Annotated in this window: 23 protein-coding genes; 6 read left to right on the top strand and 17 right to left on the bottom strand. The window is 31.7% G+C overall.

Annotated elements, in window-relative coordinates:
- Positions 1 to 34: 34 nt before the first annotated feature.
- From FYJ71_RS00255 to FYJ71_RS00245, 3 genes are all read right to left on the bottom strand, one after another.
- Entirely contained in the window at positions 35 to 910 is an 876-nt protein-coding gene (locus FYJ71_RS00255) for a patatin-like phospholipase family protein (protein WP_154536856.1), read from the bottom strand.
- Positions 911 to 1,028: 118 nt separating this feature from the next.
- Positions 1,029 to 2,222, bottom strand: coding sequence for a tRNA uracil 4-sulfurtransferase ThiI (gene thiI / locus FYJ71_RS00250; RefSeq protein ID WP_154536855.1), 1,194 nt, complete (start codon positions 2,220 to 2,222; stop codon positions 1,029 to 1,031).
- A 7-nt stretch (positions 2,223 to 2,229) separates the two neighbouring features.
- A complete protein-coding gene (locus tag FYJ71_RS00245; RefSeq protein WP_154536854.1) occupies positions 2,230 to 3,393 on the bottom strand; it encodes a cysteine desulfurase family protein in 1,164 nt (387 codons plus the stop codon).
- A 190-nt stretch (positions 3,394 to 3,583) separates the two neighbouring features.
- On the opposite strand from FYJ71_RS00245, the gene FYJ71_RS00240 reads away from it, so the two are divergent.
- The 4 genes from FYJ71_RS00240 (at position 3,584) to trhA (ending at position 7,423) form a co-directional block, all read left to right on the top strand.
- A complete protein-coding gene (locus FYJ71_RS00240) occupies positions 3,584 to 4,534 on the top strand; it encodes an AEC family transporter (protein WP_154536853.1) in 951 nt (316 codons plus the stop codon).
- Between the two features lie 46 nt (positions 4,535 to 4,580).
- Positions 4,581 to 5,090 (top strand): PH domain-containing protein, encoded by a 510-nt coding sequence (locus tag FYJ71_RS00235; protein ID WP_154536852.1) that lies wholly within the window; start codon positions 4,581 to 4,583, stop codon positions 5,088 to 5,090.
- Positions 5,083 to 6,636, top strand: a complete 1,554-nt coding sequence (locus tag FYJ71_RS00230; protein ID WP_154536851.1) for a PH domain-containing protein — start codon at positions 5,083 to 5,085, stop codon at positions 6,634 to 6,636. Before FYJ71_RS00235 ends, FYJ71_RS00230 begins: the two co-directional genes overlap by 8 nt.
- Positions 6,637 to 6,775: 139 nt before the next feature.
- Entirely contained in the window at positions 6,776 to 7,423 is a 648-nt protein-coding gene (trhA, locus tag FYJ71_RS00225) for a PAQR family membrane homeostasis protein TrhA (protein WP_154536850.1), read from the top strand.
- A gap of 61 nt (positions 7,424 to 7,484) precedes the next feature.
- Here the strand turns inward: trhA and FYJ71_RS00220 are convergent, their stop codons facing one another.
- From FYJ71_RS00220 to FYJ71_RS00175, 10 genes are all read right to left on the bottom strand, one after another.
- Positions 7,485 to 8,318, bottom strand: coding sequence for a hypothetical protein (locus FYJ71_RS00220; RefSeq protein ID WP_154536849.1), 834 nt, complete (start codon positions 8,316 to 8,318; stop codon positions 7,485 to 7,487).
- A complete protein-coding gene (locus tag FYJ71_RS00215; protein WP_154536848.1) occupies positions 8,312 to 9,010 on the bottom strand; it encodes an ABC transporter ATP-binding protein in 699 nt (232 codons plus the stop codon). The genes FYJ71_RS00220 and FYJ71_RS00215 overlap by 7 nt, the downstream gene beginning before the upstream one ends.
- 4 nt (positions 9,011 to 9,014) lie before the next feature.
- Positions 9,015 to 9,374, bottom strand: a complete 360-nt coding sequence (locus tag FYJ71_RS00210) for a GntR family transcriptional regulator (RefSeq protein WP_154536847.1) — start codon at positions 9,372 to 9,374, stop codon at positions 9,015 to 9,017.
- Positions 9,375 to 9,649: 275 nt separating this feature from the next.
- Entirely contained in the window at positions 9,650 to 10,981 is a 1,332-nt protein-coding gene (locus FYJ71_RS00205) for an erythromycin esterase family protein (protein ID WP_154536846.1), read from the bottom strand.
- 119 nt (positions 10,982 to 11,100) lie between these two features.
- Entirely contained in the window at positions 11,101 to 13,104 is a 2,004-nt protein-coding gene (locus FYJ71_RS00200; protein ID WP_154536845.1) for an FtsX-like permease family protein, read from the bottom strand.
- Position 13,105: 1 nt separating this feature from the next.
- Positions 13,106 to 13,858, bottom strand: a complete 753-nt coding sequence (locus FYJ71_RS00195) for an ABC transporter ATP-binding protein (protein ID WP_154536844.1) — start codon at positions 13,856 to 13,858, stop codon at positions 13,106 to 13,108.
- Between the two features lie 162 nt (positions 13,859 to 14,020).
- A complete protein-coding gene (locus FYJ71_RS00190; RefSeq protein ID WP_207707201.1) occupies positions 14,021 to 14,983 on the bottom strand; it encodes a sensor histidine kinase in 963 nt (320 codons plus the stop codon).
- Entirely contained in the window at positions 14,943 to 15,632 is a 690-nt protein-coding gene (locus FYJ71_RS00185; protein ID WP_154536843.1) for a response regulator transcription factor, read from the bottom strand. Before FYJ71_RS00185 ends, FYJ71_RS00190 begins: the two co-directional genes overlap by 41 nt.
- 80 nt (positions 15,633 to 15,712) lie before the next feature.
- Entirely contained in the window at positions 15,713 to 17,077 is a 1,365-nt protein-coding gene (locus FYJ71_RS00180) for a PH domain-containing protein (protein WP_154536842.1), read from the bottom strand.
- A 1-nt stretch (position 17,078) separates the two neighbouring features.
- A complete protein-coding gene (locus FYJ71_RS00175; protein WP_154536841.1) occupies positions 17,079 to 17,429 on the bottom strand; it encodes a GntR family transcriptional regulator in 351 nt (116 codons plus the stop codon).
- Positions 17,430 to 18,100: 671 nt separating this feature from the next.
- On the opposite strand from FYJ71_RS00175, the gene FYJ71_RS10030 reads away from it, so the two are divergent.
- Both FYJ71_RS10030 and FYJ71_RS00170 read left to right on the top strand, forming a co-directional pair.
- On the top strand, positions 18,101 to 18,226 hold the full coding sequence (locus FYJ71_RS10030; protein WP_268878328.1) for a hypothetical protein: 126 nt from the start codon (positions 18,101 to 18,103) through the stop codon (positions 18,224 to 18,226).
- Positions 18,227 to 18,234: 8 nt separating this feature from the next.
- Positions 18,235 to 18,441: a helix-turn-helix domain-containing protein gene (locus FYJ71_RS00170; RefSeq protein ID WP_154536840.1), complete on the top strand. Its 207-nt coding sequence runs from the start codon at positions 18,235 to 18,237 to the stop codon at positions 18,439 to 18,441.
- A gap of 77 nt (positions 18,442 to 18,518) precedes the next feature.
- Here FYJ71_RS00170 and FYJ71_RS00165 read toward each other — a convergent pair whose 3' ends face one another.
- The 4 genes from FYJ71_RS00165 to FYJ71_RS00150 all read right to left on the bottom strand — a co-directional run bounded on the left by FYJ71_RS00165 (position 18,519) and on the right by FYJ71_RS00150 (position 25,094).
- Positions 18,519 to 19,247 (bottom strand): YoaK family protein, encoded by a 729-nt coding sequence (locus FYJ71_RS00165; protein WP_328597729.1) that lies wholly within the window; start codon positions 19,245 to 19,247, stop codon positions 18,519 to 18,521.
- A 289-nt stretch (positions 19,248 to 19,536) separates the two neighbouring features.
- The gene (locus tag FYJ71_RS00160; protein WP_154536839.1) at positions 19,537 to 20,742 is read right to left on the bottom strand and encodes a cation:proton antiporter; all 1,206 of its coding nucleotides are present in this window, start codon (positions 20,740 to 20,742) and stop codon (positions 19,537 to 19,539) included.
- A gap of 231 nt (positions 20,743 to 20,973) precedes the next feature.
- Positions 20,974 to 23,118 (bottom strand): hypothetical protein, encoded by a 2,145-nt coding sequence (locus FYJ71_RS00155; protein ID WP_154536838.1) that lies wholly within the window; start codon positions 23,116 to 23,118, stop codon positions 20,974 to 20,976.
- An 11-nt stretch (positions 23,119 to 23,129) separates the two neighbouring features.
- Complete coding sequence (locus FYJ71_RS00150; protein ID WP_195836862.1) at positions 23,130 to 25,094, bottom strand: cell wall-binding repeat-containing protein; 1,965 nt, start codon at positions 25,092 to 25,094, stop codon at positions 23,130 to 23,132.
- Positions 25,095 to 25,243: the final 149 nt, after the last annotated feature.

Genomic DNA, 25,243 nt, shown 5'->3' with positions numbered 1-25,243 from the left:
ATTTGTGGCTATTATGAGTCAGCCCCGTTTAGTTTTATAATAGAATATCCTTCCAATTTTCGACATTTTTCTTGGCTATTGATTCGCCTTGATTATACATCTGAATCAGCTTTATTTTGTCTTTTTCTCTGCTGTTAATCCTCATATCCTCAGGATACACTACAATTGCCTTACCAGCATCCTCTAATCTTTCTATCATATCGCATACTTCATTATATACAAATGGTCTTTGTATCATTCGCTCAGCAACCATTGGTGTATTTTTAAAATATCCTTTCAAGGCTCTCTGGTGCTTCATAGGCTCTTTTCTATAGTCTTTTTCTCTGGTTCTTACGATAAAAAACTTTTTATATCCATCTTTTATAGCGGCATCAAGAGCCACCCCACCGCCAAGACCTCCATCATAATACACTCCTGCATTATAAATTGTCGGTGGCATTAATATTGGCAACGATGACGACGCCCTTGCAATTTTCAATACATCTTCAAATGCATTGATATCTTCTTTCCCAAAATATCTCACTTTATCTGCTAAAACATCATAGCTACCAATTCTAAAAGTAGCTGGGTTTTTCATCAACGAATCATAGTCAAAGCTCAATAGCTGTCCTGGGTATGACATATTTTCATAGATGTACTCCGCATTAAAGAATCCCTTACCCTTTACAAAGGTAGACCACCCTCCAAAATTAGGATCATCCACTATATCGATAAAACTTTTCTTTCCTCTTTCTATATCACGTGTAAGATAATTCAACAATACACTCGTACCAGCCGATATACCTGCGACATAATTGAAGAATAGCCCATTTTCTATAAGGACATTGGCAACGCCTGAAGAAAATGATGCTCTCATTCCACCTCCCTCAAAAATCAAGGCTACATCTTTAATATTGTTTTCTAACTCCATAAAAATCACTCCTTAAATCACATTTGCAAAAATACGTTAAAAATCGATAATCTCAATAGAAATATACCAAGAATTGACAGTTTTCACATACTAAAAATCAACAACCCATATTAAAATGCTAAAATTCTATAACTTCCATAGTTGAATTCTCTATAGCCGATTTTACCAACTCTTCTACATCCAATTTCGACTCAGATTTTTCAAGTCGCTCCAATCTCGGCTTTGTTACCGGTTTTTTGGGCGAAAATAGTGCACAGCAGTCGGCTTCAGGAATTATCGAAGTTTCATAGGTTCCTATCTCTTCAGCTGTTTTGATAATATCGACCTTATCCATGGCTATTAATGGTCTAAATACCGGAATCTCTACTACGGCATTTGTGCAGTTAATACCTTGCATTGTTTGTGATGCAACCTGACCAATACTTTCTCCAGTAATCAATGCGTCACAATATCTCTTCTTACCTATCTCTTGAGCTATTCTCATCATAAATCGTCTTGACAGTATCGTCGATTCTTCTTCGTTGCATTTCTCCGCAATGGCTTTTTGAATATCAAGAATATTTACCATATGAAGCTTTATCGGTCCACAATATTTTGACAGAATCTTTGCCAGCTCCCTAACCTTTTCTTGAGATCTCTCATTTGTAAAAGGATATGAGTGAAAATGAACCGCCTCTATATCTACACCTCTTTTTGCAACCAACCATGACGCCACCGGACTGTCAATACCACCGGACAACAATGTCATCGCTTTTCCGTTAGTTCCCAAAGGTAATCCCCCAAAGCCAGAAACAGAATCTGCATATACCAAAATATGCTCATTTCTATATTCGCAAGTTATGACAACATCCGGATTTTTTACATCGACCTTTGCACTCGTATACATTTCCTCTTCCATTGCATTAATACCAGTTAAAACATATCCACCAATATCAATACTCATTTCCTGAGATGTAAGATGAAATGATTTATCTCCTCTTTTTGATGCAATTTTGAATGTTTTGTTTCCTGCCTCTATTTTGTTTTTCAGCAAAAATAGTGCCGTTTCCTTCAATAATTCATAGTCTTTCTCTCTTTTGATAGCAGGACAAACTCCAACAACACCAAAAACCTTTCTCACCTCTTCAATTGCAGTTTCATAGTTTGAATCATCTACATCTATATATATTCTACCGTACTCTTTATATACATTGAATTCGCCAACTGATTTCAACATATTTTTTATATTCCTTATCAGCTTATTTTCAAAAATATATCTATTTTTTCCCTTTACTCCAATTTCGCCATACTTGGCTATCAAAATATTATACATTTACAACCTATCTCCTCTTTTTATTTTTGGACAATAATCTAATTATCTCTACATAATTCTTTATTTTTTCTACAGCATAATCAATTTCTTTAGCTGTTGTAAATTCTGAAACACTAAATCTTATAGCACCATCAATCAGCTCTGGCGACAATCCTATTGCATTTAAAACATGGCTACCTTTCTTTTTTGAAGAACAAGCAGATCCAGTTGAAACACAAATACCATCACCCTCAAGATAATGCAACAATACCTCGCCTCTAATATCTTCAAAGGATACATTCAAAACATGACATACAGAATTATTCAAATCAGTATTTAGGTGTATTCCATCAATATTTTCTTTCAACTGATTATATAGATAATCTCTGACGCCTTTCATTTTACATATATTTTCATCCAAATCAGCAAATAAAATTTCCACTGCCTTGCCTATTCCAAAAATTCCAGGTACATTTTCTGTTCCCGGTCTTATATTGAACTCTTGTCCGCCTCCAGTTATCAAAGGACTAAACTTGTTTTCATCTCTTATATACATAAATCCAATGCCCTTTGGACCATGAATTTTATGACCACTCACACTCAGAAAATCCACCTTAAGCTTATCGACATCTATTTTTAGCTTTCCATATCCTTGAACAGCATCTACATGAAAAAATATTTCCTTATCATATTCTTTTATTATTTTACCTATATCTTCAATCGGCTCTACAATTCCAATTTCGTTGTTGACGAACATTATACTAACCAAACAGGTTCTTTCATTTAACGAGTTTTTTAGCTGTTTGATATCAACGCTTCCATTTTTGTCAACATCCAATACTGTTATTTCAAACCCATCCGATTCCAAGCTTTTCACAGTATTTAAGACTGCGGGATGCTCAATTGCAGAAGTGATTATATGGTTTCTTCTTTTTTTGTTCAAGCTGGCGACACTCCTAATTATCGCATTATTACTTTCAGTACCACCAGACGTAAAAATTATCGACTTCTCCTTTGCACCGATAGTTTTCGCAATATTTGTTCTTATCTTTTTTATCTTTAATTCCACTTCAAGCCCACGTCTATACGCAGCAGATGGATTTTCAAAATCCTTTGTTAAGGCAAGAACCATCTCATCTACAACTTCTTTATACGGCTTGGTAGTAGCGCTATTGTCTAAATATGCATTCATTTTTATCAACTCCTCTTAAACTTTAATTATATCATATTTATTCATAGTTATGTGATTTGTTATGCGATAATATGATATAATTAATCTATGTATAACACGATATCTTATCTATTCAATTCTAAAAATGTAGATTGCATAGATAAATAATATAAACTCGATAAGAAATATCATATGGAAAGAAAGAAGAACGATGGATAATTTTATTTTTGCACTCAATGCTACAATTCCTGTTTTCTTAGTTATAGTATTGGGAAATATTATGATGAAAAAAGGTATAATAACTAAAGAATGGACAAAAATATCGGACAGACTTGCTTTTAGAATAGCCCTGCCAATAACACTATTTATGGACATTGTATCCATGAAATCGGAAAACCACTCAAATATCAAATTCGTAGTTTTTTGTGCTTTGACCACTTCAGTTATTTTTTTGATATCTTGGATTGTGTCAAATATTTTCGTAAAAGACAAATATATGGTCGGTGCATTTGCACAAGGCTCCGTACGAGGAAGTGCCGCAATTCTAGGAATGCCGTTCGTAATAAATATCTATGGTAATTCTGGGCTAGTTCCATTGATGATTTTGGCTGCAGTCCCCTTATTTAATGCGTATTCAGTTATTATGCTAACTGTATCGGCAGCAAAAAACAGAAATTCGAAAAAAAGGATAAATTATATGGCAATTATTAAATCCATATTCACAAACCCTTTGATAATCGGAATACTGCTTGGATTTCCATTTTACTTTCTAAAAATAGAATTTCCACAGCTAATTTCCAAAAGTCTAAATACTATAGGGGCAATATCCGTTCCATTGATGCTTATTTCCATCGGAGGTGATTTCAAATTCGATGATATTTTCAAAAAGTTTAGACCATCGCTAGTAGCAACATTTATAAAATTGATACTACTTCCTGCTATCGTACTTCCAATAGCAATATATTTGGGGTTTAGAGAGAGTGCGCTTTTGGCAATACTGATAATGGTAGGTGCACCATCAGCAATGACGGGGTATATAATGGCAAAAAATATGGATAATGATTACGTACTTATGTCCAACATAGTTGTAATGACCACATTACTATCGTCAATCACTTTCACATTTTGGCTATTTTTGCTGAAAACATTAAATTTGCTATAGAAGATGGCCAATATCGCAAAAAAAATTAAAAGAGAGGTAAATTACAATGTACAACGATTTCAAGAGACTAGATCCAAAGGCAAGATATAGCATGATTATCTCATCTATTATTTTTTTGATGATTATTTCAGCTATATTATTTGCAATAAAATTTGTTTTATCACACTACAATGTGCCAAAGCCAATCGTATTTTGGTATGACGCTATAGCAATTATAGCAGTCCTTTTTCAAGTTTTATTTGTTTTTTTAAAACCTACAATCGGATACAAAAGGCACAGATACAGAATAAATGATGAAAGTATTGAAACAGTGACTGGTATTTTCAATATAAGCCATGAGATTGTACCAATTAGAAGAATGCAGCAAATAAATGTTGAGCAGGGGCCGATAAATAGAATTTTCAACCTTGCTACAATAGAAATTGTAACAGCCGGTTCATCTCAAACTATAGACTTTATTCCAGTACATTTGGCAGACGAAATATCTACAAAGTTAAAATCCGAGATAAACGATTTTGCAACAAAACAAAAAAAGGACGGAAGCGCCAATGAATAAAAGGAATAATTCATCATATGTTTATAGAAATAGTCCGGTAATAATTCTAAATGCATTTAATATTATTGCTTTGATAATGGTCAACGCCATCTATTTTATTACAAAATACGTTGAAAAATCGGCTTCAAAAAACCAGTCTAATTCATCAATAATTAAAAATATAGGTTATTGGATAAAACAAATACTGGAAAATAAATATGCAACTACCATTCTAATATTACTGATGCTTGTGACTATAGCTTTGCTGTTTAGATACTTTTTCTATTGGAAAAACTCCAATATTGTGGTAGATGAAGAAACTGTATATTCAAACAAAATTGGGCTATTTTTCAAAAATAGAAAGCAGGTCAACATAAAAAACATAGCAAACGTAAATTTAAAAAGCGGTATTTTTTATCGTTTTTTAGGTGTATATAACGTTACTATCGACATAAACTCTACCGAAACAGCGAACGAATTTGACTACTCTATTGTATTACCCAAACGTGAGGCTCACGAGCTGGCTGATATAATATCAAAGGCGATTCAATCGGATGTAAAATTTGAAAATGCTGAATTTGACAAAAAAGACGATTCATCTTGTGATAGTGAAAATTGCTCAAAGGAATACGCATTTACAAATAAGGAGTTCATCATTCACTTGATTTTGAATGTATCTTTGATAAATATCGTTATTTTCATATCCGGTATTATATCGTCATTTAGAAGCAACTACATTTTACTAATAATTGCATTTGCATACACCATCAAGTATATTATTGCCGAAATGAATAAATCATACAATCTACATATAAAAAGATTTGATGAAAAAATTACGATTACTTATGGGTTTCTAAGTACAAATAAGTTTGATATTCCAATCGATAAAATTATTTATGCGTATACGGATCAGTCATTTATGGCAAAAATATTTGGATATAAGTGTATACTCATCGATACTATCGGACTTTCCAATAACGAAAATGAAACTGGATTAATATCGTTATATTTAAAAAACGATAAATTAAAACACATTTCAAGCATTATTTTGCCTGAGTTTTATGATAATCTAATACTATCTTCATCAGTTAATAAAAACGACAAATTAGAAGAAGTAAGCGATACTTCAAATAAAGCATCAAAAAAGCTTTTGAGTAGACCCTTCGCCGCATTCTACTATTACCTAATATATTTGTCCACAATACTTATACCGATTGGAATTCTAATATACATTCCTTTTAGGTCACTGTGGATTTTGTTAGGCATAGTATGCATAATAATCCTGCTATCTACATTCTTCTATATAAACGGAAAGATGTGTATAGACAAATACAATATAACATCTGTTAAAGGTGTTTTCACTTCGAAAAAAAGTGTAATGCCTATTGAGCAAATTGAAGCACTTAAGCTTGAACAAAACCTATTTCAGAAAATTTTCAAGCTGAGGTCGCTTGTCATTTATTTTAGGGGTGGAGCGTTTGGAAAAACACTGGAGGTAATTCAAAATTTTGATGAAGACGTATTTAATGATATCGCCGAATACTATATAAATGGAGAAAAAAACTAGCTTGGTACTATTGATATTCCATTTAATACTTGATTTTTTATACCCAAAGCTCTATAATAATATTATAAGTAGTTTTCAAAACTACTTATTGATGTCACGATATCAATTAATCAATATTAATATACAAGGGAGGTATAAAATGAATAGAGTATTAAGAGATCCAATCAGTTCAATTACTCATCTGATCGGAGGCGGGCTATCTATAATAGCACTGATAATGTTGATTTCAAAGCAACTGATGACGGGAAATATCAATGTTTCACTTTTTGTTTCAAGCATAATTTTTGGAGTTTCGATGACTCTGCTATATTTTACAAGCGGAATCTATCATGCCATCAGTGCAACAAAAGAAAAAGCCGTCTTGATAATGAAAAAAGTCGATCATTCGATGATTTACGTACTAATAGCAGGATCATATTCTCCATTTTGCTTGTATGTACTGCCCAAAAAGATTGGAGTTCCAGTTTTTATCATACTTTGGATAATAGCCGTTTTGGGTATAATAATGAAAATCTTTTGGATAAATATGCCTAGAAAACTATCTTCAGCACTTTACATAGGAATGGGCTGGGTTGCCATATTTGTAATCAAGGATTTGTATGTTCATCTTGCCACAGGAGCATTTAACCTATTGGTATTGGGTGGTATACTCTACACTATCGGTGGTGTTATTTATGCAATAAAAAAACCAAACTTTAAAGTGTGGAACTTCCACGATGTCTTCCATATCTTTATAATGTTGGGCTCACTATCACACTTCCTACTAGTATTTTTATATCTAATTTAAAATAACAGAGCTCGCAGCATCTGATCGAATCTGCGAGCTCTGTTATTTTTGTTTCATTGTTTTATTCTAAATTTAGTTTTCTGCTAACTATAAACTGCGTAGCTGCATAACAAACAACTATTAATATAACCGACTGTAAAATCGATTCAACTGATAGTTTGTTTAAGAAAGTAGTCATTGTTTGTATGTTATTCTCAATAGTAGGATTTACATATTCTGCAGTTGAATTCATTCCCAAAATAATTTGATCGAATCTACTGCTGCTAAATATACCAGCAATAATGCTTATTATTACATATGACAATATTCCAACCAAATACTTATGACTTACAAACGCCTTTAAATGACCTATTGAAACACAAAGGAATATCAATAAAGGTGATGATATCATACCTATTATAAGCGAAATCATAAAGAAAACTATGGCTAATATTAAATCAGAAGTAATAAATGGATATGCCTGTTCCAAGCCATCCCAAAACGATTTAATTCCTTCTGGAGGAAGAGAAGAATACATTGCCACGCATACCATTCCAATCGAAACCACCATTACAATAAGAGAAAATATTCCAAATAAAAACATAACTACTGTCTTTGAGATTATTATCTCATGAGTTTTTACTGGTAATGTGTTTGTCAAATAGCCTTCATCACCAAATACACCTTGTGCAAATCGCTTTGCCGAAACGTATATTTCAATAATTGATAGTGCGATGATAACTCCTAAAGTAAGAGCAATCATTATTCCAACTACAACCTCATTCACCTCTACATAATTTAAATTTGCATATACCAATAATGAGTTGATAAAAAACACTAATATCATTGCAATAAATATTGGCACGAAATACCTAGAAGTGGCTTTAAATTCGTATTTTATTAATTTCCCTAGCATTTAAATACCTCCCTAAATAAAGCATCTACAGAAACACCCTTTTCATTTCTAATTGAATCTGTATCTTGATGTAAAACTATCTTTCCTTCGTTAATAAAAGCAACCTCATCACAAATACCTTCTATATCACTTATCAAATGAGTTACAATCATAAGCGTTGCTCCTTCAGGAAAACTATTCAAAATAGTTCTTATTATATAGCTTCTAGCTGCTGGGTCTACACCTGCAATAGGCTCATCCAAAATATAAAGCTTTGCATTTCTTGACATCACTAGAACTAACTGAACTTTTTCCTTTGAACCCTTTGATAGCGTCTTGATTTTACTATCCAGAGATATATCTAAGTCTTCAAACAATTTTTTCGCCTTTTCAACATCGAAATCATCGTAAAAATCTGAAAACATATCGATCATGTCTTTTACTTTCATCCAGTCATTTATATATGTTCTTTCAGGAAGATACGATACAACCTTTTTTGTTTCTACACTCGGCTCAAAACCTGCAATTTCAATTGTTCCATCGTCTGCCTTCAACAATCCATTTATCAATTTTATCAAAGTGGATTTACCACTTGCATTCGGTCCCAACAGACCTACAATTTTCCCTTCATCCAGCTCCAAATCAAGTCCTTTTAAGACTTCATTGGATCCATATGACTTGTATACATTTTTTACTTTTAGTAACTTTGTCATCGTCTTAAACCTCCAATAATTTTTTTATAGAATTGTATATTTCTTCCTTTGTGTATCCCTCTGAGTATAGTCTTTGTAAAATTTCTTTGATTTCACTATCTATGTGTTCATCACGCACAGATTTTATCAAGTTTTCGTCCTCTGTTACAAATTTTCCAACAGCTCTCTTTGAAACAATCAACCCAGTTCCTTCCAAATCCGCTAATGCTCGTTGTACTGTATTTGGATTAACTTGGTATGTATCTGCCAATGCCCTAACAGAATCCAACTTTTCTCCTGGTCTCAGATTACCAGACAATATTCTACTATTAATCCTATCTATCAACTGAATATAGATGGGAATATTATTGTCAAAAGCCTGCATAAAATCCCTCCTTTAAAAAATATTATATTTATGTTTGCACCTAAATCAACTTTAACCATATCATTGTATTAATTGATTAATACAATGATACAATAGATTTAAAAAAACGTCAATACTTTTTTTAAAAAAATTTTTATCGAACTCACGATGATTGCATATCTCAATATAAAAGTGATGATTTTCAATATCTTGAGTTGATCACAAAAACAAAATATCCACCAAGATAATATTTACCTTTGGCGGATATTCGGTGCTTTTAACAATATAAAATTTATTTAATTAATTATTTTTATTGGGGTTGCCTCATATACAAATATCATGGCACGATATTTTTTTGTGGGAGTTTGTTTTATCCTATTTGATATAGGGAGAAATTCCATCAGAAAAGAATATCCCTCACCCAAGCTTCCCATTCTCATATCCGAGTTTACCACCTCATAGAGTTCTCCAGAGTCTTTATTAATATCAGAAAAATCAAGATAGTATGTACCAGCAAATCGCTTTGCTTGTGCTGCGAGAGGATCTGCTGAACAGAACTTATAGTTACCTCGCTCTTCACTTATTCCAATATTATTTATGTTGCATTCTGTTTTGAAATAGTCAGTTCCTATTGCGAAATATTTGTCCTTATAAATATCGTACAAATGTTCTCCCATAGACTTATACATTTTTTCATTTAATCCGATGTGCCCGTTATGTCCAGAGATCATAATAGTGGAATTTCCTCTTTTTTCCTCATACTTCTGTATCCATTGTACATTCTCACTCATACACTTATCTCTCATATTATTCATAGACATATAATCTGTGCTATCTTTTCTATAGTATTCAATGCTATTTAGTATACATTCTATGGCTCTTAATATTACCTCAGAGTCTATTGGATATTTTTCAATGGCTTTATTCTGAGATGGCACATTGTTTTCAGCTTTTTTCGATAATCCGTTTAATTCCTCTTTTAATTCTTTCAAACACTCTTCAGCTTCAACAACCCTTTTATCAGTCATCTTAACCTTCGTGTTGTACAAAATTTTCAACTTATCATCTACTTTTTTATAGTTACCTATACCGTTATCCTTGCAATAATCTACAATATATTTTACATTTGCTTCTGGCTGTTGCATATCAAATCCATAAAACGATATTTTTTCATTATCATTGACTTTTGAATTATAATCTTTCATCCATTTTATTAGATTTTCCATATTCTCTGTATGATAAATTTTAAATGACAGGTTCTTTATTATATCTTTCGGATTTCCTACCCCATTATGTATGTAGTAATTGATCATCAAGCCTTCTCCAAAATCAGTCTCAAGCGCAAATGCTCGCACCTTATTTTTCTCAACTAACAGCTTCAACACATCCAGCTTCATATTTTGAAACTCCGCATTTCCATGTGTAGCCTCTCCCAATGCAACGACTTTTGTTCCATTTGGTATATCAATATCGTTAATATTCTTGGCATAATTCTCCATTTTTTCAATTTTCTTTTCAGCCATAACTTGTGGAGCATATATCCAAATTGCATCACCTATACCTACCACCAATATGCACAAAACAAGCACTATTGAAATTACTTTTACTATTTTTTTTATAAGCTTCATTTTACTACCTCTCCTCACATTTTACGACTTAAAGTTGTTGCTGGTTTGCTACTATTACTAGCATAATGATTTGCTAGTATATTGTTTTATTGGTACACTGTTTTACTAACTCACTATTTTTACTGACTTACTATCTTATAGTATACATTTGAGGTTATCTTATAGATAACGAAATACACCACTGCAAATACAAGTATTACTATCCCAATCTTCACTCCAAAATCATAGTAATTTCTAACACCAAACAAGCCTAATAACTGATAAACAATTTTCGAAGCAACTAATGAGTGAACAAATGAAACTATCAATGGTAAAAAGAACATCCATACAATCTGTGATGAAGAAGTTTCATGTATCAATTCATCTGGCAAGCCCACTTTTTTCATAATTTGATAGTTGTGTCTATCTTCAAAGCCCTCAGAGATTTGCTTATAGTATGTAATCAAAATTGTACCTATCAAGAAAATTGACGCAATGACAATACCCAAAAATAGAAAACCACCATCTAACTCATATATATTTTTCTTTAGCGCTCTTCTCGTGCTTAAATCTATATCATCTGAAGTTAGCTTTCTCAATCTACTTTCATAATCATTTTTTTTATTCGACACATTCCACCCAGAGCTTACAAATATAGTGGACGGTCTGAATTTTGACAAATCTTTGTTTTCTCTTTCTTGATAATATTGAGAAAACTTGATCAGATCATCTAGATTTGGCACTATAACCATATAAGCTTCAATTGCCAAATTCTTCGGAACAATGTCATCAATAATTTTTATCTTAAACCTTCTGCCTAAAAATTTTATGTTTGTGTCCTTAAGCATTGCCTTTGAGTTCGATGTAAGTAATATTTCGCCATCATTTAGCTTAGTATTTTTGCCATAAATACTGTTGTACGAATCCAATGTCATCGCAAGCAAATAGCATCTTATGATTGATTTTTCTGAGTTATTATCACCTTTTCCCATAATATTTGGAAAGACAACTTCATCATCGTGCTTTTCAACATACGTAAACATAGAATACTTAGAATAATATTTACTTATCTGCTCGTCACCTTTTAGAGATCTATTAGCAGCCTTTTCCAGCCTTACCCTTTCTTGTTCAATTTTCTTTACATCCGAGCCCAAGTATTCTTGACTAGTTATCTCATAATCCCTACTCATACTACTCTCAATTGTATTTTCCAATCCACCATATATTGCTGTAGTTGCTGATGTCGTGATAATGACTCCTGCACACAAAACCGATATGCTTGCCAAACCGACAGCATTTGCTTTCATTCTATAAAGCATTCCTGATATAGATATAAAATTCTTATCCTTGTAATATCTGTCCTTATTCTTCTTTAGCATCTTCAATACAATGATAGAGAAAGACATAAATAGAAAATAAGTACCAAATATTACCAAAATAGCTGCCACAAAAAACAAGCCCAAGCTTTTTAGCATCCCATCAGTTACAAATGCCATAATATAACCTGCTCCCAACAGGATAAAGCCTATAATAGCGATAATGATTTTTGACTTCGGCTCACCCTCACCTTTATACTGCTTAGAAATCAATTCCATCGGGGAAGTGCCTTTTATATTTATCACACTGACAACAAACACAGTCATGAATATAAACACAATAAATATGCCGGTAATACCACACGCAACAACAGAAAATGGATAATCCGATATTTTTGCACTCACATCACCTATCACCTTATTTAAAAGCAAGAAAATAAGCTTTCCGAATATATATCCACCTACAATGCTCAAAGCAGTTATTATAGCAAAGCTTATCGACTGCTCTAAAAATATAATTCGCCTAATATGTCTTTTTTCTAATCCCAATATTCCATACAGTGCAAACTCTTTGTTTCTCCTTTTTATTAGAAATCTATTTGCATATACCACAAATATATATGTAAACAATCCTACTATCACAACACCAATGTTTATGACAACTGGAAGAGATTGATGCCTAGTTTGAACAAATTCATTCTGCAAGAGAGAACTCATTATAAAAAATAAGGACAACATAGCACCACTCGAAAGTATAAATGGAATGAGAATAATCTTGTTCGCTCTTATGTTTTTTAATGCAAATTTTATTGCCACTTTTGTATTCATACTACACACCTCTCTTGCTCAAAACAGCTTGTGCGTTATTTATTTTTTCCATAAAAGACTGACTTGTTTCATCGCCTCTGTATATTTCATGATAAACTAGCCCATCTTTAATAAATAAAACTCTGCTTGCAAATGATGCTGCTCTTAATGAATGTGTAACCATCAATATCGTCTGCCCAGATTTATTTATCTTTGAGAATAAGTTTAATATCATTTCTGAAGATGAGGAATCCAGCGCACCTGTAGGCTCATCTGCCAAAATCAAGCTTGGATCAGTAATAATTGCCCTTGCTATTGCAACTCTTTGCTTCTGTCCACCAGAAACTTCATATGGGTATTTGTCCAGTATTTTTTCTATACCCAGTAAAGGTGCTATTTTTTCCAATCTTTTATTCATTTCCTTGTATCTAAAATCTGATAATACCAATGGTAGAAAAATATTATCTCTGTTATTAAAAGTATCCAACAAATTAAAATCCTGAAAAACAAAACCTAACTCATTTCTTCTAAAAGTCGCTATTTCTTTTTCTTTTAATGAACTAACCTTTCGCTTTCCTATAATAACATCTCCCTCAGACGCCTTATCAAGTGTAGCCAAAATATTCAAAAGAGTTGTTTTTCCGCTGCCAGATTCACCCATTATGGCTATAAACTCTCCCTTTTCCACCGAAAAATTCACGTCACTCAATACCTCTGTTTTTAATCCCTTTGTAGAATATACTTTTTTGATATTTTTAACATCCAAAATCATCATACTATAAATTCCCTCCTTGTATTATTTTTTATTTACTCTGATTTATATTCTACTTGATATCTAATATTTTAGCATTTATCTAAAATTACAAAAAGCACTACATATCTTACATTTTTGTAAGATATGTAGTGCCTCAGATTAGAACTATTAAAAGAATATGCTTTAAAATACGTTCTTACCCTTAATAAAAAAACTACTCCCTTTTCCGACAGTTGATTCAACTTCAATCGCAACCTCTAGCTTATCAGCAATTTGTTTCGCTAAAAACAGACCTATACCACTAGATTTTTGATTTGTTCTACCATTAAACCCAGAATATCCGCTATCGAATATCTTCGGTAAATCTTTGCTACTTATACCAATACCAGTGTCATATATTTCCAGAACAAAGCTTTCATCGCAATGCTGTAGCTTTAACCCAACTTTTCCATTTCTGGTATACTTGACAGCATTAGAAATTATCTGTTCAACTAATATGCCAAACCACTTTGCATCCGTAGTTATCATAAAATCAATAGGCTCGTATTCCAAACTGATTTTATTACTTATAAAAAGTATTGAATATTTTCTTAGTATCGGTTTTATTATACTGTCAATCGATACTCCGCAAATATCCATATCACGCTCAAACTCAGAAATTTTCAAGTAATTTAGTGCCATATTAGTATAATCGTCAATATAAAACAGCTGCTTCAATAACTCCCTATTATCGACTTTGTCACTGTCAAGTATTAGCTTAGTAGCAGTTATCGGAGTTTTTATTTGATGTATCCACATCATAAAGTACTCCCTCATCTCTCTTCTACTTACATTGTATTCATATTTCAAAGACCTATTTTCACTCCTCAAATCCTCAACGATCGCTTCTATACGCTTGGTTTTTTTGTACTTAAAAAATAGAACGAAAAGATAAATACAGTAGATGAAAGCAGAAATCTGCGCTGCTAGTATGTATATAGACATATCCAGTCTGTTTAGATAGAAAACTATCCAAAATACTAATAGTATCATGACAAATAACAGTATACTATCTATTTTTTCTCTAAAAAATCCATTGATATTTTTCATCATTACCACCATAAAATTATTTGTACCACTCGCTATTTTTTTCAAGATAGTAACCATACCCTTTTTTCGTCATCACCAATCCATCTAATCCAATGCTAGATAGCTTTTTTCTCAATCTCGTCACGTTTACAGCCAGAGTATTGTCATCTATAAAGCTATCACCTTGCCAACATCTATCCATTATTTTTTCTCTTGATACTACTCCGCCCTGCTCTTTAAAAAGTGATTCCAAGATCATCATCTCAGTTTTTGTAAGGTCCACATTCATTCCCGAAAAATCCACTTTTGTTTCAGACAAAATGAGTTGAATTTTCCCAAATGACAGGTAGTCGATATCGTTTATAAAGTTATAGCTTCTTCTTAACATCGCTTGAATTTTGGCAATAGTTACATCTAAATTTATTGGCTTTGTTATATAGTCATCTCCACCGAATTGCATAGCCATGACTATGTCCATATTTTCATTTTTAGATGATATAAATATTATTGGAACCTTCGATATCTTTCTTATTTCCTGACACCAATAATATCCATTAAAAAATGGTAAAACAATATCTAGCAAAACTAATTGTGGCTTTTCTGCCTGAAATTCGGCAACTACGTTATCCATATTTTCTAAGCAATATACTTCATATCCCCATTTTTCAAGCTCAGTTTTCAGTGACGATTTTATTATTTCATCGTCTTCAACAATCATTATCTTCATATAAACACCAACTCCGTTTCATCATATTAGAAAGCTATACTCCTCGCCTATGTCTTTATCAAATTAATATTTTAAATAATTTAATCATTTATTTTATATTTCCTCGTTAAATTCTTATATAAAGATTCAGTTTCTTTCAATGTCTTCTCGTTAAAATATATATTTTTTCCTTTTTTCTGCTTTATTTCAATTAACTTATTTGTATCATTATACAAATAAAACCTAACTTTTCCAACATTTCTTATATTGAAGGTTCCATAGCTTTGATAATCCAATGATACACCATTTGTTTTGATTATTCTGCCATCAGGTAATTCATTTAGTATCTTCATAGATTCAATATTTGAGAACTCAACCTCATCCTTATATAAACCAGCACTTATTACGATATTATTTGTGTTAATTGTATACTTATATTCAGTAGCTCCAAAGCTAAATAAAATAAATGGTATTGCCAATATAATAATATACGTCAATGACAATATTGCTCTTCCTTTTGGATTAGCCCTATTTATTATCAAATTTCCAGAAAAAACAGGATCAGACACAAATATCCTCTTGTCATTTGAATTATTATATCCCAGTATATCATAATATTCGTCATCATCGACAAAATAATCATCTTCATCCACAAACTGTTGTTCAAAATCATCCATTTTTTTGAACAAATAAACCATGTAAAGAATAAATATTATTGATGGAATAATTATACCCATAAATGGAATGTAGCTAAATTCATCCTTTGATGCAACAAATACTACAAATGTCAATAGCACCGAATACATACAAGAGAAATAAAATATTTTTTCTTGTATACTTACAACTCTTTTTTGGTTAAAGTATCTGTTCTTATCTGGATCAGAGCTAATTATTTTTATTGGCAATCTATCAATAACAAATGACATCGCTATCGTTGAAATCAATACCAAAAAGCATATGCTAACAATTATTCCATCCACCTTTCCATAAACCATGCCAGCTATAAAAGAGCCAAGTATCAGAACCAATAATGGTATCAACCACTGTTTTTTCCCAAATCTCATTTTATTAATATCATTGGATATTGTTACATCAATATATTTTCTAGTACTTGTCCTCAGTTTCTTTTCACTCTTTAGCTTTCTCATCTTTTTCATATAGCTATTTAGAAGAAATGCTGTAAAGATATAGTAGAAATAAATTAATAAGATAAATGAATTAAGTACCCATATATCTCCTAATAAAAAGAATATCAATGCAGCTATCGAAATACCATATGTAAATATACTGAAACTACGTCTACCCTTCTTTATCAAACGTTGAATTTCATCATCGTCGATATTCCCTGAAGGTATCGTAGTCAACATTATCTTGCCTGATTTGTATACAAAAAACTTTCTATATACAAAATACGATAACAACACACAGAATATATAAGTTAGATATAAAATTATTTTAATTGACATTTTAGATCCCCCTCTCAATCAAACCCAAAATACTCTCTTTGTCCAATCCCCTCGCTTTTGCTTCTGTTATTACAGTTTTTAAATCCTGAAAAATGTTTCCAATTATTTCCTCATCACATTTTACTGATACTATGGCTCCTATACGTCTGTCAATCTCTATAAATTTTTCCTGCTTAAGAATCGTATATGCCTTATTTACAGTCATTGGATTCACCTCAAAATCCTTTGCAAATTGTCTTATTGATGGCAATTCATCACCATTTTTCAATCTCCCAGAAGCGATTTCCCCAACTATTCCATTCCTTATCTGAGAATAGATAGGAACGTCCGACAGACTATCAATATAAAACATCCAACTCACCTCCATTTTTTGTAAAATACTACATGAATATTAATATATTTTATTGTACAAACCATTTGTATTATAAAAACTATCTGTATTAATAATTATAATACAGATATATCAATATTACAATATATATTTCAAAAATTTATGAAAACATTATCTCAGAAATATTTTTTAATGTTTATCATTAATTTTTTAATCTTAATTATAAAATTTTTATTGTTATTCTATTTATTTCTTAGTATAATATTAATATAATATTCTTTAAATAAAAAAAAACATAGGAGGACAATATGAACAATAATGATTTTTATGTAAACACTCAAAACAAGCGCAAAAAAAGTTTTGCAAGTAAAAATAGGATATTGATATTTATAACTTTATTTTTCACTCTGCCGCTATCTTTTTTTAGCATTCCTGATATCATTATCAGCGCTTACTCAAAGATTATTTATGGTAATTTCTATTTTAATGATGAAAGTTCAAAAAATATAATTATGAATTCATTCTGTTTAACTCTATTCATAATTTCAATCGTTTGTATCACAATATTGATAAGAAAAAAGCCTTTTTCGAAAATTATCTGTAATTCTATAAATCTTATAGGCATTATTTGGATAATTACGTCAATCATATTACCTAGAACTAATGATTTTAGTCCTATAGGATTTTATTTTATGAAAAAAGGAGACTTCGTATTTGCTGATGGTTTTGTACTAATTTCGGGTATTATCGTTTTTCTAATAGGAAAAATTTTGTACTCAGGCTTTGAGCTTCAAAGTGAATCAGAGGAAGTACTATAGGTGATGAAATGGCGATAATTTTAAGATTAGATAGAATTATGGCAGATAGAAAGATGTCATTGAATGAGCTGTCCGAAAAGGTTGGCATTTCAAACGTAAATCTGTCAAACCTAAAAACCGGAAAAGTTAAAGCAATTAGATTTTCAACACTAAATTCAATATGCAACGTTTTGGACTGCCAACCTGGTGATATTATTGAGCATATAAAGGATTAAATAAATTTCTTCATTTTTAAGATCTTGGGATGATAATGCAAGCAACGAATATATAAAAGCTACTATGGAATAGGATATCAATTAGTTTTGGTATTTCTAAACATTATTACAAATACCATCAGCATCAAAGTAGCATCTATCCATATAGATTTAATCCCTATAACATTTGACATCAAGGCTCCAAGTGCTGCTCCGACACAGAAAGTAAAGATCACAAAAAAATAATAGATACTCTTATTTCTATCCTTTAAATCGTGTACTCCTTTCTTTCGATTATTGTAGTACTTGGCAAGCCATTCGGTTGCACTTCTCATATTGCCAGTGCACATTGTCGTTGCAATAGGAATATTCATAAATTTTCTAAAACTCTCTACCTGCATTGCACAAGCTAAAGATATTGTTATATTTGCCCAATGATCCATACTTTTCGGCATCAATCCTACTAAAAATAGCATAATTATTTCAGCCAATATTATTATTTGTCTCCAATGAATATATATGTTTCCCCTATGCTTGTTTTTAATAATATCTGTAACGAAAATACCAATCATAAACGCAATAATTGGAAGCAAATATTTGAAAGCAGCATAAAAATTCAAATTTGCCAAGCTTTGGCTAAGCAACACAAGGTTGCCGGTCTGAGCGTTTGCAAATACATTTCCTCTAATATTATATGAATACGCATCTCTAAAACCTCCACCTAAAGCCAGCAATACTGCCACAATTGTCGACTCCGACATCTGCTCATGTAATATTAACTTTTTTATATCAAGATTTTTTATTATTTCATTAATCAAAACAATCACCTCAAAAATATTATATACCTCTCTTCATCTTTTATCAAATAAATCATGTCAAAAACTATATAATCCTTCAACAGTCTTTCAAAACTATAAAAATGGCTTTAACGCTATAAGAAAACTCTTTAAGCGATATGAAAAAGGCTTTAACACTATAAGAAAACTCTTTAAGCGATATGAAAAAGGCTTAACACTATAAAAAACACTTTAAACAATATATAAAAAAAGGCTTGCAACGCTGATTAAAATTGCAATACAGCGTGCCTGCCTTTCCTATATTTTATTAAATTATTCTCTATTCTATCGTCATCGGTTTCAAGCTCACATCTTTATCTTCTTTTATTTTCGGCATCGATATTTTCAAAAGAATTGGTGTAAGTATTGTGGTTATTACTACCATCAACACTATTGGAGAAAACATATTGTTATCAATAAAGCCTAGCTTATGCCCCTTTTGAGCGACAATCAACGCCACTTCTCCTCTTGACACCATTCCAATCCCAATATTTAACGAATCCTTTGTCGAATACTTACAAAGCTTTGCACCTATGCCAGCTCCTACAATCTTGGTAAAAATTGCCACAAAAAGAATTATTACCGAGAAAACAATCATTGAAGTTGAAAACGAATCAAGCTTTGTCTTTAAACCAACACTCGCAAAAAATATTGGTGAGAAAAATAGATAAGACAGAACGTTCATCTTTTTTACAATTTCATTTCTTATGCTGAACTTACTAAATATCATACCGATAAGATATGCTCCAGTAATATCAGCTATACCAACATATTTTTCCGAGATATACGCAACTATCAAAACAAGTGCAAATACGTACACTGTTATCTGTCTTCTATCTGTCTTTAAATCAAGCATTCTTGCTCCGGCGGTAATAATCAAGCCAAATACCAGCATAATCACAAAGTATAGCACTATCTTTATAAGAACGACACTAATACTTATACTAGAATCTCTAAAACTCGTTATAACAGTCAAAATAATTATACCTATTACATCATCAACAATTGCTGCACCAAGAATTGCATTGCCGACCTTTCCAGTTAAATGTCCAAGTTCTCTCAGAGCCTCTACTGTAATACTAACAGATGTAGCCGTTAATATTACACCAATAAATATCGCTTTAAGAACACTTTGACTATCACCAGGATTAATATTAAAATACCAAAAATAAGACAAAAATCCTCCTACTAGAGGAATCACTACACCAAATATAGCGATTACCAAATAGGATACACCCTTTTTCTTTAACTGGTTTAAATCCGTGTCAAGCCCCGCCATAAACATCAGAATGATTACACCCAGCTCAGCGACCTCATCTAAAAATGCCGTATCCTGAACAACACCAAAAACTGCTGGTCCTATAACCACTCCAGCTATCAAAGCACCTACTACCTGAGGTAGTTTTATTTTCTCGGTTAGACCACCAAATATTTTCGTCGACAGCAAAATAATTGCTATACTGACTAAATATTTATAATCCAACATAACTACACCTCCTCTGTCTTATATTAAATCAAGAAATAATATATTATATTTCCCACTATTAAATTATAACACAAAGAAATTTTTTTGTCTTTTTTGATTTTAAAACTAATTTTAAAACTCTGTAGTTTACAAATTATTAAAAATAAGTAACACTAATAGCAAAAGTTACTCTCATTAATTGTATGACAAATAACCTTGTCATCAAAATCAAATGATATAAGACTTGAGAGGTTAATCAGCTACTGTAAAATATACAATAGCATCACTAGCTCCATCGAAATGGAAAACAGCAGTATAGTCTCCAGACTCTTTAATCATACCTTGATTTATAGATAGCATTCCCAAAGATTTATAATATTTGTATCCATTTTTATCAACTGATAAAACATACTTATCATCCTTGATTATATCAACACTAACGATATCTGGCGTGTTAAAGGTAAGTATATCAAATTTAGCTTCCTCATTTACATTCATCTGCATATCAGAATAACCTTCCGATCTAAATCTGACATCTATTTTTTTATTGTTTGAAGGTATAGGCTCAGAATTTCCTTCGTTTGAATTTTGGAAAATTTTCATAGCATATATAGGCGCACCAAGCTTTCCATCAAAAAAATACTTTACAACATAATAACCATTTTGCGTAAGCTTAACATTAGAGTCATTGTAATAGTCTGAAAAAGATTTGTAAATCTTATTATTAACTTTATTGTTTTGAACATATGTAAGATATCTATCCCATACGACTCGCTTACGTGTATTACCATTCATAAGTGCAATTTCTTTTGAAGTTCCTTCCCATGCATCAAGCATCTTCTTCGCACTCTCAACGTCATATCCAAGTTTTTCAAGAATTGCTGCGTTCGCAACGGCATCAAACTTAAATGCAAGTTTAGAGCCTATATTTACACCTCCACCACTTGAGGATTCATCTCCTACTGAAGGAACAGAAGATCCACCACTAGTTGCTGCCGATACTGTATCTACTTTCTTTATGAAACCATTTCTTTTTAATCCATTAACACCAAATATGTTTTTCGTTATAAAATTTGGTACTTTATTTATTTTAACAATATTAGAAAGTCTCATTTTTCTACTATTTAACGCTACTATTTTGGGGCTTTCATATGTAGAATGTGGTTTCATATCATTTTTTAAACTAGATCTCCCATTATTCGAATTTAACCTAAACTTCAAATTGCTATCATGAAAACCATCATATTGTATCGTTATGTAGTTGATTCCTTTTTTAAGGTATTTTATTCCATCATTTTTAATTCTTAGTGTTTCTCCTACTATATGCCATGAATTTTCTGATTCGTTTTCTGCCACATCTTCATGCTTTACAACTTCACTGTAATTTTCATCTGGATTTACAACCCTTTTTCTTGTGAGTCTATAACCATTCAAATATATAGCCTGCACTCCAGTATCTTGCTGAAATAGATATGAAAATCCCTTTAAGTTAAATATTATGCTTTTTCCCGTAACATACTCACCAGAATCAGCAGTTAACAATATTTCCGGAGATTTGTCCTTATAAAAAATAGTATCGACTTCTGCGCCTATTCCATCATAATAATACTTGATGATATGCTTTCCATTGCTTTGTATTGGCCTCGATGCGTTATACAATATTTTTACCAAGCCCTTATTTCCATTTCTTATTTTTGTTATTTTTAAGTTTGCTTCTTGTTTATTATTGTAAATCTTTACTATCTTCTTTAGCTTATCAAATTTACTTTTCTGAATATCGTTTTTTAAATCATATTCGAAGACTGCATTTTTTTTGTAATCAAATACCTTTGATGATGGTATTTCAATAGGATTTGGGTTTTCTAATATTTCTTCTTCCAAGTACGAATCCTGTAAAATAGATTCCTGTTTTTTGTTGTAATCCACATCAAAGGTCGTTTTATCAGGATATACTAACTCATTACCATTTTTATCTTTTGCAACACTATGATAATCCCAAACCGCCATTGTGGCTTGACCAATTACTACATCTGGAGAAACAGCTTTTATATTAGATGCTTGATATGGAAATGATTTATATATTTCACTCACATCTCTTTCGACTATTTTTCCATTTTGAAGGATAATTTTCAACGAAGAATGCGCACCATCGTACTCTTTCTTGGCAATTCTTCCTAACGAATCCACAAAGGTATAGTCAACTCTTTTACCATCAAGAAACATAGAGCTGATTTTTGAATTATACCTCGAAGCATCTACAACAAGGTAAGACACTGTATCTGCAACTGTAATTATTTTTGCATCCAAAATATCCCTGTTGTATGCTGATACGTCTATCGAAAATGATGAAGCAACCAAAATTGCTATCATAACTAAAATAGATATAACCTTTTTCATTCTTTACCTCTCTATTCTACCTCGAAAATAGGTCCACCACCAAACGTTGCTTTCTTTGTTACTTTAAATGTTACTGGCTTCCAACCATCTATCTTTACTGTTACAGTGTTTCCAATATCTTTTAAGTCATTTTTAGAATACATATATAGTTCTTCTATATTTGGACCGTTATTTCCAATCTTATAGCCATTTAAATATAAATTTGCATTTTTTTCCGGTTTTAATTCTGTACCTTTAGCAGTACTTATATTAACATTTTTTTCATAAGAGCCTTCATTTAGCAGCTTTTTATTATAGTATTTTTTTAGATCACCAAACCATTCCTTTGCTACTGGATCTGATGAATTAATTATTATCTTATTATTCATACCATCATTTCTAAATACATTATTGTTTGGTGCTGCTTTCTCAATTTCGCCAACTTCGATAATAGTTCCTATAAGTGCCCTACCACAGCTTGCATTAATGTATATCTGGCTATCAGCTGGGGCAGTATCTTTCACTTTGAAATTAATTTCATTTTTGTTTTTTGATTTTATTTCAATAAGCTTGCTACTTTCCTCATCTACTAACCATTCCAAATCTTTTCCAAGATTTTCAAGATTTACACCAGTTACCTTTGCGTTAAGCTTGATTTCTGTTCCCGGCTTTACACTGTGCTCTGGTTCTCCAGTTATTTCTATATTTTCCACAACTGGATTTAGTATTTCTATCATTGAATATACGCTTCTATCTTTTTCAGATATAGCCTTAACAACGATTGGAGACTTCTCCTCATCTTCACTTATTGTCAATACACCATCAGAAATACTAGTTTTCGCATCATAAGCTCCTACCAACTCCCAGCTTACTTTCTTGTCGGAGTCTTTCAAATTAATTCCAACAACATCAGCCACTAATTTTACCTTATCAGACATTTTTCCTGTCACAACATACTTATCATTATTTTTATTTATAACAAATTCTTCAGATTTGATATTTACACTCTTTACTTTAGATTGTGGTGATGATGGTGATGTGCTATTAGAATTAGTAAAATTATTTATAGGGCTTACTTTATTCTCATATGCTCTTATAGTGTTTATCACATTTTCAGATATACTAGATTCTCCACCTATTACAATAACTTTTTTGGCTTTCTCGATTATTTTCTCACTTTCTTTACTCAATTTATTTCCTTCAATCAAGATTATAGGTGCATTCACCTTCTTTGCCAAAGGTGCTGCAGCAAGGGCATCAGCAAAGTTTTTCCCAGATGTCAATATTACTACATCACTATTGCCAAATTCTTCTGCTATTTTCAGTGAAGTTTCATATCTATCTTTACCAGCTATTCTCTTGCCAAACTCATTAGCAACGCTAGCCTTTCCGCCAAAAGTATAGACCCCCTTTAAACCACTTGGCAAAGCAGATTGCTTCTTTCCATCAACCAGTAACAGTGGCATTTGTTTTTTAGCAAGAAGAGCTCCAGCAGATAGTGCATCTGGAAAGTCAGTTCCAGTTGCAACTCCAATATCACTCTTGCCTGTTGAGGATACCACACTTTGAGATGTTTCGTATCTATCTTTACCTGAGATTCTGTTTACTTTAAACGCTTTTGATAAATTAGTGTAAGTATTATTGGAAATCGATTGTTCTCCGCCTATAAGAGTTATATCCTTTACTCCTTGCTTTTTAAAAGTATTTTCCACATCTGGCAGCTTATTTTCATTTATCAAAACTATCCCTTCGCCGTTTATCGCCGCAATAGGTGCTATAGATAATGCATCTGCAAATTGATTTCCATTTACCAAGTTCACCTTTTTTGAGCCAACTCTCTCTAATATCTTTAATGATGTTTCTAGCCTATCTTTTCCGCCGATTCTCTCAACATCAATTTTTGTCTTTGACACATCAGCAGCAAAAACAGGGCTAATAGCTGTCATAGAAATAATTGCAGCCATAGCCATACCAAAGTTTTTCTTTTTATTAACCATTATCAAATACCCCCTTTTCACCAAATTTTTCAAAATAACTTCAATAATGATATTAATACTCATTCGTTGATATTATATCATTATTGATATGTATTTTCAACTATAATTGTAGAATCATATAATATCTTTTTTCACTCATTTATTTAAAA

Origin of the sequence: Peptostreptococcus porci, from assembly GCF_009695815.1 — a bacterium.
Classification (GTDB): domain Bacteria; phylum Bacillota; class Clostridia; order Peptostreptococcales; family Peptostreptococcaceae; genus Peptostreptococcus; species Peptostreptococcus porci.
Note: the sequence above shows the minus strand (reverse complement) of the source record. Positions and strands in the feature narration are given on the sequence as shown.

What these genes read in the sequence shown, in the direction of transcription:
- FYJ71_RS00190 (WP_207707201.1), bottom strand. Translation starts at nt 14,983, where the DNA reads ATGGTTACTATCTTGAAAAAAATAGCGAGTGGTACAAATAATTTTATG.
- FYJ71_RS00220 (WP_154536849.1), bottom strand. Translation starts at nt 8,318, where the DNA reads ATGCTAGGGAAATTAATAAAATACGAATTTAAAGCCACTTCTAGGTAT.
- FYJ71_RS00175 (WP_154536841.1), bottom strand. Translation starts at nt 17,429, where the DNA reads ATGTTTTATATTGATAGTCTGTCGGACGTTCCTATCTATTCTCAGATA.
- FYJ71_RS00210 (WP_154536847.1), bottom strand. Translation starts at nt 9,374, where the DNA reads ATGCAGGCTTTTGACAATAATATTCCCATCTATATTCAGTTGATAGAT.
- FYJ71_RS00215 (WP_154536848.1), bottom strand. Translation starts at nt 9,010, where the DNA reads ATGACAAAGTTACTAAAAGTAAAAAATGTATACAAGTCATATGGATCC.
- FYJ71_RS00150 (WP_195836862.1), bottom strand. Translation starts at nt 25,094, where the DNA reads ATGGTTAATAAAAAGAAAAACTTTGGTATGGCTATGGCTGCAATTATT.
- FYJ71_RS00245 (WP_154536854.1), bottom strand. Translation starts at nt 3,393, where the DNA reads ATGAATGCATATTTAGACAATAGCGCTACTACCAAGCCGTATAAAGAA.
- FYJ71_RS00170 (WP_154536840.1), top strand. Translation starts at nt 18,235, where the DNA reads ATGGCGATAATTTTAAGATTAGATAGAATTATGGCAGATAGAAAGATG.
- trhA (WP_154536850.1), top strand. Translation starts at nt 6,776, where the DNA reads ATGAATAGAGTATTAAGAGATCCAATCAGTTCAATTACTCATCTGATC.
- FYJ71_RS00235 (WP_154536852.1), top strand. Translation starts at nt 4,581, where the DNA reads ATGTACAACGATTTCAAGAGACTAGATCCAAAGGCAAGATATAGCATG.
- FYJ71_RS10030 (WP_268878328.1), top strand. Translation starts at nt 18,101, where the DNA reads ATGAAAAAAGGAGACTTCGTATTTGCTGATGGTTTTGTACTAATTTCG.
- FYJ71_RS00230 (WP_154536851.1), top strand. Translation starts at nt 5,083, where the DNA reads ATGAATAAAAGGAATAATTCATCATATGTTTATAGAAATAGTCCGGTA.
- FYJ71_RS00255 (WP_154536856.1), bottom strand. Translation starts at nt 910, where the DNA reads ATGGAGTTAGAAAACAATATTAAAGATGTAGCCTTGATTTTTGAGGGA.
- FYJ71_RS00200 (WP_154536845.1), bottom strand. Translation starts at nt 13,104, where the DNA reads ATGAATACAAAAGTGGCAATAAAATTTGCATTAAAAAACATAAGAGCG.
- FYJ71_RS00240 (WP_154536853.1), top strand. Translation starts at nt 3,584, where the DNA reads ATGGATAATTTTATTTTTGCACTCAATGCTACAATTCCTGTTTTCTTA.
- FYJ71_RS00195 (WP_154536844.1), bottom strand. Translation starts at nt 13,858, where the DNA reads ATGATGATTTTGGATGTTAAAAATATCAAAAAAGTATATTCTACAAAG.
- FYJ71_RS00180 (WP_154536842.1), bottom strand. Translation starts at nt 17,077, where the DNA reads ATGTCAATTAAAATAATTTTATATCTAACTTATATATTCTGTGTGTTG.
- thiI (WP_154536855.1), bottom strand. Translation starts at nt 2,222, where the DNA reads ATGTATAATATTTTGATAGCCAAGTATGGCGAAATTGGAGTAAAGGGA.
- FYJ71_RS00185 (WP_154536843.1), bottom strand. Translation starts at nt 15,632, where the DNA reads ATGAAGATAATGATTGTTGAAGACGATGAAATAATAAAATCGTCACTG.
- FYJ71_RS00155 (WP_154536838.1), bottom strand. Translation starts at nt 23,118, where the DNA reads ATGAAAAAGGTTATATCTATTTTAGTTATGATAGCAATTTTGGTTGCT.
- FYJ71_RS00160 (WP_154536839.1), bottom strand. Translation starts at nt 20,742, where the DNA reads ATGTTGGATTATAAATATTTAGTCAGTATAGCAATTATTTTGCTGTCG.
- FYJ71_RS00205 (WP_154536846.1), bottom strand. Translation starts at nt 10,981, where the DNA reads ATGAAGCTTATAAAAAAAATAGTAAAAGTAATTTCAATAGTGCTTGTT.